Genomic DNA, 10622 nt, shown 5'->3' with positions numbered 1-10622 from the left:
CCACACCCGTGGGTGTTCGATGACGTGGTCGTCGACCGAGATGATTTGAACGTCGTCGGCAAGCATGTGCGCTACTCCCTTGTGATTCTTGGATGATCTATCCGGTAAGTCGTACTGTACGCCTAACTAGTGAGCTGTGTCACCGGGGTTGCGCGGCTGGGAGTTGGCTGAGGAAATCGCCTACCTTGTCGACGAAGACCGAGTTGTCGTCGCCCGCGACCATGTGGCCTGCGCCTGAGACCTGAAAGGACTGCGAGCGAGGTATCGATGCCAGCAGTTCGTCGACTCCGTCCTGGCTCACGATGTCAGACTCGGCGCCGTGAACCAGAAGGGTCGGGCACGATACGGCGGCAGCAGCTCTGACAAGTCGGTCGTGGTTGTCCTGCGGTGTGTTCAAGTTCGGGCCGAGGCGGTGAAACGCGGGATCCCAGTGCCAGTACAGACGACCGCCTTCGCCGACTCTGATGTTCTTCCTCAGGCCTTCGATGTTCCTGGGCCGCACCCGGTGTGGTTGGTATGCGGCGACCGCGTTCGCGACCTCTTCGAGGTCTGCGAAGCCGTCGGGGGACCCGGTCATGAAATCGGTGATCCTCTTGATGCCTGACGGCTCGATCCGCGGGGTGATGTCGACGAGTACCAGCGCTCGTGCGAAGCCAGGGTGTTCCCCCTCGGTAAGAAGGCCGGTGATGCCTCCCATCGAGGCGCCGAATATGACTGGTGATATTGCGTATCCTGCGGATTCGCTCAGTTGTTCGACGATTGCACGCACGTCATCGGACAAATCGTCCATCCCGTATCGCGCCTCCGTGTCCCAGGCGCTCTCGCCGTGGCCACGGGAATCGACAGTGAATACGGTCCAGCCCTCGTCGGCGAATCTTGTGGCCGCGCGATCCCATGAATGGCGGGTCTGGCCACCACCGTGGAGCATGAGGATCACCCCTTGTGATTCCTCGATCGTCGGGCCCCACCGATCAGCGGCGAGTCTACCTGCGCCGCCGGCGAAGTCATGGGTACTTGGTGAGTTCGGTGCCATAGTGTTCTGCTTCCTCGGGTCGAATGATGTTCCCCTCCTTCCTATCACTGAATCGAAAGGCATACCGTTGCTATTCCTGCAACTAGGGCGGTAGCATTCGAACGATGTACCAGTGCACTCGGCCGCTGACCCACCGGCCTACGCGGGACGGATTGCCGGTCGACAGAGCGCACGTACCTGCTTTCCTGGCGATCGAGGTCGCCGGCTATGCATGGGACGACGCGCTTCGGGAGGCCAGTGGCGGGAAACTGTCCGCTGCCGATGTCGTTATCGTGAATGTGGATGCAAACTTTTCTTGTGAACTACTCGTGGGAGATGCACAGTTTTTCGTCTCACTTCGCAGGATCGGCCGAACGTCGTTTGTTCTCGAGACGTCGATCGGCCAGGCCGGCAGCATTGCCGCCGTCGCAACATTTACTGTCGCGCACATAGCTGACGGCGCACCGTCGCCTCTTTCTTCGCGGCAGGTCGAATTTCTCCGCACCCTGGAGCCCTAGGTGACATTGAATGCTATGCAGCCCGAGTGCAACTCGGTAGAAGAGCTGGCGCTTGGTCTCCTTGCCCCGATATCGGCGGGCGACGTCGTGTCGTGGATTGATCTGTCCACTGTCGAGGACGGCTGGGTGCCCGCCGCCGCAGATGCTGCACGCGCTTCGCATCGAGTGCTGATCGGAGTCGGTTGGCCTGGAAGGGATGCGGGGGAGTTGCTCGATGCGCTGAGCCTGACGGTGCACTCGGACGAACGCGGACTACAAGACCGCCGGACGGTTTACGTCGCCGATCTCGAGGAGGCGGTACGCGAATTGAACGTAGCGATCGGACGTGCGCCGATCGCTGCAGCCACGACTGGACAGTTACTGAGAGTCGGTCGGTCGACGACGGTGCACGACGGGCTTGTCGTCGAGTCTTTTGCGTACTCGACACTTCAGGGCGGACCTGAATACGCACGATGGCTGAAGTCGGCCGATTATCGATCGAAGCCCGAGAAGGGCGAACCTGTCGACGTCTGTCGAACCGATGATCGACTATTTATCACCCTCGATCGCCCCGACCGTCACAATGCGCTGAATGCAGCTATGCGGGACGCGCTGGTGAATGCTCTCACGGTGGCGTGGGTAGATAGCACGATCACGAGCGTCACCCTCCAGGGAAGGGGCGCGTCGTTCAGTAGTGGCGGCGACCTCACCGAGTTCGGGTCGGCAACTGATCCTGCCTCTGCGCACCTCATCCGGACACAGCATCGCCCGGCCGAGCAGATCTCTGAGCTGGCGACCCGGCTGGGTGACCGATGCCTGGCAGTGGTCCACGGCGCTGTCATGGGGGCCGGGCTGGAGCTGGCGGCGTTCGCGGGACGTATCATTGCACACTCGGAGTCGAGATTCATGCTTCCTGAGCTGTCCATGGGGCTACTGCCCGGAGCGGGCGGGACGGTGAGCGTGCCGCGCCGGATCGGACGCTGGCGAGCAGCCTGGATGATCTTCAGTGGCGAAATAATCGATGCAGAAACAGCATTCGAGTGGGGTCTTGTCGACGCGGTGACATCTGAGAGCGGTGGCGGACAGTTGGTGCAGTGATCGTCGATGTATTGCGACACCGATCGGACAAACTATGCGGATCTCGCCGTGGCGTACCTGCTGGGCCGGTTCGCTGTGGCGTTGAACGAATCGAGATTTAGCCTCTTCCAGCTTGCTGTGTCGGTGAGTAGTGAATGCCTCGTTCCTGTTTCGCTAATCGACTGCGGATGCCGTCAACGTAATACGTACGGCATCTGCGGAGGGATTTCGTAGGACATCTGTGAGGGGCGCATGGAGTAGCACTAGGTCCGCCGGTCCGCCTACTCGCACAGTGCGTGGTCGTCCACCTGGATCTGTCGATGACGTGAGCAAAGATGCGAGGGCTTGGGCAGCGGTGATGGTCTCGGACTCGCCGACAACTCTTCCTGCTCGGGTTCTGCGGTGAACTGCCGACGCGATGTTTGCCCATGGGTCGAGCGGCCCGTATGGTGCGTCGCTCGACAGTGCCAGGGGGACTTGGGCATTCAGAAGCGATCTACAACGGTACAGGTCGCTTTGATCCCGGCGATCGACGTCGCGCAAGTAGTCGTCTCCTCGGTCGGAGAGGAAACCGGGCTGCGTCACTACCGTCAATTCATGGCGTTGAAGTTCGGCAATGGACTCGTGCGGAATCAACGCTCCGTGTTCGACCCTGTCGCCGGGTGCTGCGCCGACCTCGTCTAGGGCGGCGAGCAGGATCAGAAGGTTCTCGCGCGAGACACAGTGTGCGGCAAAGGGGCGACCGATACGGTGCAGACGATCAATCAGCGCGGCGAGTGCAGCGAGGTCTGGCGGATCGGAATCGGCGAGGACTATCTTGTACGGGCCGACACTCACAAGTTTTTCGTCGATGGATTCTCCGATGGGAATGCCGAGTAGATGCACCCGCTGGGGCAGTGCTCCTGTCCTCACGGCGTCGAGAATCGAACCAATCGAACTGGAGGGTAGGTCAGGCGTGGCGTCCGTGAGTCTGGTGACACCGAGGTTCGCCAATGATCGACCGACGGCTGACAGATCCGGAGGACCGTTGCCGGGCAGTCGTTCCCGCAACCAGTCGTCGGCTCGCCACAGGCGTCCGGTTGGCGTCCCATCGTCTTTACGTTCGATACCGGGATGATCGGCCGTTGCTAGTCCGACGGCCTCTGCGGCACGAGAATTTAACATCCACATCGCTCCGCTGCGATGCTGGATTCGCGTCGGGCGCTCTCGGTGAAGGAAGTCCAGACCTGCGCAATCGAGTTCACCGGCAACGGTTTCGATGTACCCGACGCCGCGAATCCAACCTCCTGTCTCGCGTGGGGCTCGGTTGAGTGCGCGCGAAAGGTCCTCAGATGTCCGTACCGATGGCGGTCCGCATCGAACCGACGCGGCATCGGCCGCGGTCGCATGTAGGTGCAGATGGTGATCGGTCAGTCCGGGTATGAGGGCTCCACCGTGGCCGTCGATGACGTCGGAGTCGCTGGCGAGCAACCGATTTCCGATGTCGGTCACGATTCCGTCTCGGATCGCGACGTCGACGCCCGAAGCGCCGTCGAGTTCGACATCTCGAATGACGTATTTGGTCAAGGCAGTTCGATTCCGAGGCTTCGTAGAACGTAGGAGGTGTCCGCGCCGCTTGTCGGCGCTTCACCCTGAGGTGCCCGTCCGTGTGGCTTCGAGGGTACGGTCGACTCCAGATACTGGTGCGACGGGGACCCGTCGAGCGTGCATGCCACGATGTCCGACATGGACAGGTCCCAGAGCTTCCCTGTGCTCCCGGACGGTTGGGACATAGCGACTGCCGCAGCAGTCAATCCTGTGAGAGGGTCGGCGATGGCATCGCCGACGAACAGTGGTGATCCGTCGGAGTGACGGGCGACGAGACCGCTCGATGCGGCGATGTCGTCGCCGAATCCGACTCGATCAGAAGCGCGTCCGTTCGCAGTGATGGAGATCCATGTGGATCCGGAGGCCACCGATGACTCTGCGTCGAGACCGAAATTTCGCAGTGCGCGTGGGCGTGATGCTTCGATGACGATGTCCGCGGCGTCGACGAGTCTGCGCAGTGCAACTCTTCCCGATTCGGTCTCGGGGTCGAGAACGACTGATTCGTGCCCTGCGTGGAGGAGTCGGTAGAACTCTCGATCGCCGAAGCGAGCGCCATCGAGTCTGGTCGGAGTTTCGACCTTGACGACCCGAGCACCAGCCTCAGAGAGCAATTGTGCGCAGAGCGGACCGGCCCACAGCGCACTGAAATCGACCACGAGCATGCCCTGGACGGATCTCGGAACGAGCGGACCTGGGGGTGGCGGCTGGGCGCGAACGCTCGGCACCGACCCAGCGGCGATACCGAGAAGTGTTGCGCGGTCGTCAAATTCGGCGGTCGTGTGATGTGCGATCCAGTCGGCGAGCTCGGGCCAGATGTCGCCGTTGGTCTGCCGTGAAATCAACGCGGACAAGAGGGGTGCATCGTCTTCTCGTGCACAAGAAACGGCGACCCAGCCGTCCGAACTGGGAAGGAGGCGGCAGGAACCCCCGACCGAGAGGGCACCGTTGCGAGTGTACGAGGTGAATGAGGCTCGCTCGCCCAGAAGCGCGGCTCCATCTACGTCGACATGGCAAGGTGTAGCGACAGTTGCCGCGGAAATGTGATGCGACAATGTGCGTGCGTAGGACGCGGCGGCCCCGGGCGGGATCATCGGTGGCCCATCGGCAGGCCCTGTCAGAGGCACTACACCACTGTCGAGCCAGTCATCGGTGAAGTTCGGACGAACGCTGCTCACATTTCCCTGCTGTGGTGCTCTGCTGGATTCGAATGCGTTTTGAATCTAGCATCGCGACCTGTCGAACTGTGCACGCTACGCACCAAGAAAGGGATACGTCTCGCGATTCGACCAGATTGATCCGTTACCCCTGAGCGTAGAGTTTTAAATATGGGCTGCGAAGAATCTTCGAATCGAGGTGGTCGTTGATCCGTGCAACCGCGCCGGTGTGGTCGCAGGCTTGCACTTTCATCAGTGTGTTCTGCGTGATGGTGCGGAAGTTGGCGATGTCGGTGGACGGGAACACGGCGCTGGCCTGCCCTGGCGTGAGGGTCGTGCTCGCCGGGGCCGTGCCGGTTTCCTCGTCGCTCACCAGGGTTTCGTGCGGATGTGCGGAGGCCCAGACGAGTAGTGCGGCGGCAGCGACGGCGACTGCGGCGTAGTAGCCGAGCATGATCCGTTCGCGACCTTGATGCGGTGTGCCGGTCGGCGGGGGAGGGAGTTCGGGTTCGGTGACGACGTCGCGGCGGGTCATCGTGAGGTAGACGACCGTGGCCACGATCGCGAGGAGGAAGATTGCGCTGGTGAGAGCCGTACCTGCACCGAGACCGCGATCGGTGGACGAGGACGCAACCCAGTCGCCGAGGTTGGCGCCGAGCGGGCGAGTCAGCACGTACGCGAGCCAGAAGGAGAGCACCGTGTTCGCGCCCAATCGCTGACCGATGACGATCAAGGTGATCAATCCGGCAGGGAGCAGGACCGAGACACCGGGCCCCCATCCGGTGATCTCGAGTGTCCAATCACCCGCGGCGGTGCCGAGTCGTCCCCGCTGAGCGTCGGATCCCCGCCGCACTCGGGTCCCGCGTGCTCGCACTCGCAGCGGACCGCACTGCCGGCGCCCACCCCTACCTCGTCGCTCCGGACCACGCCCGATCGGCTCGGTACACACTTGGCGACGCCCACTGCCCGCCCCTGAACACAAAATCGCTGGCGGCACGGATCGTGACCACACCCTCGCCCTCGGCCACAAGAGCCTGAAAATCTACCTAGACTTGCGAATGAAAAACTACCTCAACAATTTCAGCCGACACTGGTTCACCGACTGCGACTTCAGCGACGGCGACGAAGCCCTGATCGATACCCTCGTCGCCCAAGAGGCGCTGCAGACCAATCGCTACCCAACTTCATACACACCTCGATACGAAGGCCGACTACGTAACCATCCAACCCCTCACGCCCACCGTCGAGCTCTAGCCCACCCGCACCCCACTCGCAGCAGCACTCGACCTCACTTTGTCACAGGCCCGAAGTGCCTCCGACAATCGAAGCGGCGGCCTCAGAACCACCCCTGGGGATCACCGGGGGGACTGTCTGAATAACGGTGGATCCGGTCCTTGATTCAACACGCCGAGCTGAGCTTGGCGGGAAGGATCGACGATGACCGAAACACTTGATCCCATGGCAGAGACTGAGGTGGATCAGAAGCAGTTGGCCGAGCAGCTCCTGGCTCAGGCCAAGGAGCAGGGCGTGGAGTTGATGGGCCCGAACGGACTCCTCAATCAACTCACCAAAAACGTCCTAGAGACCGCGTTAGACGCGGAGATGACCGAGCACCTGGGCTACGAGAAGCACGATGCCGCCGGCCGCGGCAGCGGCAACTCGAGGAACGGTACCCGTTCGAAGACGGTGCTCACTGAGATCGGGCCGGTGGAGATCGAAGTGCCACGCGACGTCGATTCTTCGTTCGACCCGCAGATTGTTAAGAAGCGTCAGCGACGCTTGACGGGTATCGATGAGATCGTATTGTCATTGACGGCAAAGGGTTTGACGACCGGCGAGATATCCGCGCACTTTCAAGATATTTACGGAGCGTCGGTGTCGAAGGACACGATCTCGCGGATCACCGACAAGGTCGTCGGGGAAATGACGGAGTGGCAGAACCGGCCACTTGATCGGGTGTATCCGGTGATGTTCATCGATGCGGTGCACGTGAAGGTTCGCGATGGGCAGGTCACCAACCGGCCGATGTATGTCGCGATCGGCGTCACCGTCAATGGCGAACGCGACATCCTCGGGATCTGGGCCGGCGAGGGCGGAGAGGGATATGGAACGGGCACATGTTCGTTTGACTGGATTCCTGCTGCTACCTGAGGTTTCCGGGGTTGCGTGATGGTCCTCGATCTTCGAGGTGCAGGCCCTTGAGTTAAGGTGATGCCTTGATAATTCAGGTGTTAGAAAGGTGTGCGCGTGGGCGAGGGTCGGCTGCGGATCATCTCGGGTGAAGTTGTCCCGGTCACCGAGTCGGTCGATCCGGAGCGATTCCAGGCCTCGTGCGTGGAGGCATTCGTGGCGTCGTGGACCGCGCGAGGGTTCGCCGAGTCGACGATCGCCAACGATGTGGGCGTCCTGGAACGAATGCTGCACGCGTTGGGACGACCCGCATGGGACGTGACCGCCGACGACGTGGATCGGGTGGTGGGCGCGCTGGCCACCTCGGGGCGGGCGGTGTCGACCCGACGTAATTATGTGCAGGTGTTCAAGGGATTTCACCGGTTCCTCGAGGTCCGCAAGGCTGCCGAGATCGAGGCATCGTTCGGGGTGCGGTTGGCGTGCCCCCTCGACGAGTTCAATGCCGCTCGGCATGTCGGTGACGACTCGCCGGCGACGAATCCACCGCCGCAGCAGGAGAGAGTGGCTGCGTTCTTCGAGTTCCTCAAGATGCGAATCGCGACGGCTCGCAAATACGGGCCGGCCGCACGCGATTACGCATTGTTCCGCATCCTCTATCACGCCGGTTTGCGGGCCGAGGAGGTCGTGATGTTGGATCGGTCGGACGTGCACTTCGGGCGGGGCCCGTTCGGGAAGCTGCACGTCCGGTTCGGTAAAGGCACCAAAGGCTCGGGTCCGCGTCCTCGATGGGTGCCGATGCTCGACGGGCTGGATCTGGTGTTGCGTTGGTTCCTCGACGATGTGCGCGGCCGGTTTCCCGATTCGCCGGCGCTGTTGTGTGACGAGTCCGGCGGACGGATGGCGACAGGGACGATCCGCAATCGGTTGCGGCACTTGATGACTACGGAAGGTCGCCCGCAGATCGAATGGTTCACCCCGCACGGGCTACGTCGGGCGTGCGCGACCCACAACTATGAGCGTGGTGTGGATCTTGTTGCCATTCAACAACTTTTGGGTCACTGGACGATCGCATCGACAATGCGGTACGTCCGCCCGTCGGAGACGTTCATCGAGGACGCCTACCAGCGGGCGATCTCGGTGACGTTGGGCGAGCTCACCGGACAGGAGTGAAGGAAGCATGCAGATCACATGGAAACTGCGAATGGCTGCGGCGCAGCGTGAGGTGTGGACCGGCGCGCAGCTGCGGCGGCTGCTGGCCGAGAAGGCCGGTCTGGAGTTGTCCTCGGCGTCGGTGTCGGCGCTGTTCACCAAGCAGCCCAACCAGATCAAGTTGGACACGCTGATCGCATTGTGCACTGCGCTGGACTGCACCCCCAACGACCTGTTCGATGTCGACACCACTCCAGTCGAACAACCGATGATTCCGACCCCGCCGACGAAGGTCGCCGTCGCCGTCGCCGTCGGCGACTCGTCGACGTCGCGGCGGGGCCGATCCATGCCGCCGATCTGAGTGGCATGACCGTACGGATCTGTGATTGCGTTCGATGTGGCCGGGCGGTGGGAAAGGTCGGCCGGGAACTGTGTGCGCGCTGCCACTGGGCTCTCGCCCATGCCCCGACCAAACGGCCATGTCCGCGGTGCGGAATCGATCGAGTCTTATTGTCGGACACCGGCCGCTGTGTGCGATGTTCGCGCACCTGCCGGCAGTGCGAAGCGCCGGTGCTCTTTGTCGACCGGGACCTGTGCACGGACTGTCTTCGACGACAACGAGCGGACGTCGATCGTGCCCGGTGTCCACGTTGCGGGAAACGGCGGACGCTGCGAGCCGCCACCGGCTGTTGCGGTCATTGCTCCCGGCCTGGTCGCCCACCGAACCCGGACGCGGCCTGTGTCGACTGCGGGCAGACCACCCGGCTCGCCGGTGCCGGACGCTGCCGATCCTGCTGGGGCCGTTCGCCGCACCGAGTACCGGTACGAGCATCGAATATCGCTGCCACACTGGAGCATCCACCGGACTGGCTCGGAGACTTCGGCGCCTATCTCGCGCCGCGCCACCACCCCCAGCGTGCCTGCACCATGCTCACCGAACTCGGCCGCCACCTCGACGCCGGGCACCCGACGCATCCGCAGACGTTGCTGCAACGCGTCACTGCCAACGTGCCGCTCTCACGAGCCCTCGAGGACTTCCTCACCGGCCGGCAATTGGCGCTGCCGCTGGACCGCGAGGAACAACGGGCCACTGCCCGTCGGCAACGCCGCATCGACGGCGTACCCGAATCGCTGCGGCCAGCGGCCGAAGGATTCGCCGACCATCTCGTTACCGGCCGCGAACGCGCCCGCCGCAGCGGAACCCACCCGCGCGGCCACGCCACCATCGAATCCCGACTGACCGCGGTACGTGACCTCGCTTGCTTCCTGACCGCCGAGCGCGGCACAACCGACTGGGCCACAGTCAATGTCGGCGACATCGAAGCGTTCCTACGCACCCGCGGCAACCGACGCGCCCACCACCTCACCGGGTTGCGCCAGTTCTGCCGCTACGCCACCCGACGACGGCTGATGCTCGTCGATCCCACCACTGGCTTGAAGGCGCCGCAGCCCTGGGGCTTTCGTGGTCCGACCCTGACCCTCGAGCGGCAACGTGAACTGTTCGCTCGCTGGACCGGCGCCCCCGATGTTCACCCGCACGAGGCGTTCGTCGGGCTGGCGGCCTTGTTGCACGGTGCCACCACCCGCGAGCTGCAACATCTGACCGTCGATGCCGTCGATCACGACCAGCAGCGTATTCACTTTCGCGGCCGAGCTCACTCGACACCGCTGGACCCGTGGACCTGGACTGCGCTGCAGCGATGTCTCGACCACCGCAATATGTTACGCAGCAACAACTCCCATGTATTGATCACTATGCAAACCAAAGCCACCCGCGCACCCGCCTCCGACGGCTACGTCAAGAACACCCTGCGCGCGGTCGGAATCGGGCCCCGGATCCTGCGTGCCACCAGGCTGGTCGACCTGACCACCACCGTCGACGCGAAGCTCGTCGCCGCGGCCTACGGTATGACCAACGGCGCCGTCATCGCCTACCTTGCCGACCACGTCGACCCCACCCGGCTGCCGAACCCGTGACAATTCAGGTGCCACCTCGCACAGGTTCGCGCGAACCTG

The 10622-nt window shown here is 62.9% G+C and carries 10 protein-coding genes and 1 pseudogene; 6 read left to right on the top strand and 5 right to left on the bottom strand.

The annotated features are described in order from the left end of the window. Positions 1–139 precede the first annotated feature (139 nt). A complete protein-coding gene (locus tag ACKAMS_RS32155; RefSeq protein WP_075836032.1) occupies positions 140–1033 on the bottom strand; it encodes an alpha/beta fold hydrolase in 894 nt (297 codons plus the stop codon). 104 nt (positions 1034–1137) lie between these two features. On the opposite strand from ACKAMS_RS32155, the gene ACKAMS_RS32150 reads away from it, so the two are divergent. Both ACKAMS_RS32150 and ACKAMS_RS32145 read left to right on the top strand, forming a co-directional pair. Continuing rightward, positions 1138–1530, top strand: coding sequence for a hypothetical protein (locus tag ACKAMS_RS32150; RefSeq protein WP_218681658.1), 393 nt, complete (start codon positions 1138–1140; stop codon positions 1528–1530). Continuing rightward, positions 1531–2607, top strand: a complete 1077-nt coding sequence (locus ACKAMS_RS32145) for an enoyl-CoA hydratase/isomerase family protein (protein WP_218681657.1) — start codon at positions 1531–1533, stop codon at positions 2605–2607. It abuts the gene before it with no gap. Between the two features lie 153 nt (positions 2608–2760). Here ACKAMS_RS32145 and ACKAMS_RS32140 read toward each other — a convergent pair whose 3' ends face one another. The 3 genes from ACKAMS_RS32140 to ACKAMS_RS32130 form a co-directional block, all read right to left on the bottom strand. Next, complete coding sequence (locus ACKAMS_RS32140) at positions 2761–4152, bottom strand: amidohydrolase family protein (RefSeq protein WP_218681656.1); 1392 nt, start codon at positions 4150–4152, stop codon at positions 2761–2763. Continuing rightward, the gene (locus ACKAMS_RS32135; RefSeq protein ID WP_218681660.1) at positions 4149–5264 is read right to left on the bottom strand and encodes a CoA transferase; all 1116 of its coding nucleotides are present in this window, start codon (positions 5262–5264) and stop codon (positions 4149–4151) included. The genes ACKAMS_RS32140 and ACKAMS_RS32135 overlap by 4 nt, the downstream gene beginning before the upstream one ends. A 208-nt stretch (positions 5265–5472) precedes the next feature. Beyond that, positions 5473–6201: a hypothetical protein gene (locus ACKAMS_RS32130; protein ID WP_408990031.1), complete on the bottom strand. Its 729-nt coding sequence runs from the start codon at positions 6199–6201 to the stop codon at positions 5473–5475. Positions 6202–6764: 563 nt separating this feature from the next. On the opposite strand from ACKAMS_RS32130, the pseudogene ACKAMS_RS32125 reads away from it, so the two are divergent. From ACKAMS_RS32125 to ACKAMS_RS32115, 3 genes and pseudogenes are all read left to right on the top strand, one after another. After that, positions 6765–7430: pseudogene (locus tag ACKAMS_RS32125) on the top strand (IS256 family transposase); the annotation flags it as partial. A gap of 144 nt (positions 7431–7574) precedes the next feature. Further along, a complete protein-coding gene (locus ACKAMS_RS32120) occupies positions 7575–8627 on the top strand; it encodes a tyrosine-type recombinase/integrase (RefSeq protein WP_408990030.1) in 1053 nt (350 codons plus the stop codon). A gap of 7 nt (positions 8628–8634) precedes the next feature. Next, on the top strand, positions 8635–8967 hold the full coding sequence (locus ACKAMS_RS32115; RefSeq protein WP_218681778.1) for a helix-turn-helix transcriptional regulator: 333 nt from the start codon (positions 8635–8637) through the stop codon (positions 8965–8967). Between the two features lie 146 nt (positions 8968–9113). Here ACKAMS_RS32115 and ACKAMS_RS32110 read toward each other — a convergent pair whose 3' ends face one another. Continuing rightward, positions 9114–9581: a hypothetical protein gene (locus ACKAMS_RS32110; RefSeq protein ID WP_256938896.1), complete on the bottom strand. Its 468-nt coding sequence runs from the start codon at positions 9579–9581 to the stop codon at positions 9114–9116. Here ACKAMS_RS32110 and ACKAMS_RS32105 point away from each other — a divergent pair. Further along, on the top strand, positions 9534–10583 hold the full coding sequence (locus ACKAMS_RS32105) for an integrase (RefSeq protein WP_256938895.1): 1050 nt from the start codon (positions 9534–9536) through the stop codon (positions 10581–10583). The two genes, ACKAMS_RS32110 and ACKAMS_RS32105, sit on opposite strands and share 48 nt — an antisense overlap. The last annotated feature ends 39 nt before the right edge of the window (positions 10584–10622 follow it).

It is taken from the genome of Rhodococcus sp. 5A-K4 (assembly GCF_046097995.1).
In the GTDB taxonomy this organism is placed as follows: domain Bacteria; phylum Actinomycetota; class Actinomycetes; order Mycobacteriales; family Mycobacteriaceae; genus Rhodococcus_F; species Rhodococcus_F erythropolis.
This window is presented reverse-complemented; position numbering and strand designations above follow the sequence as displayed.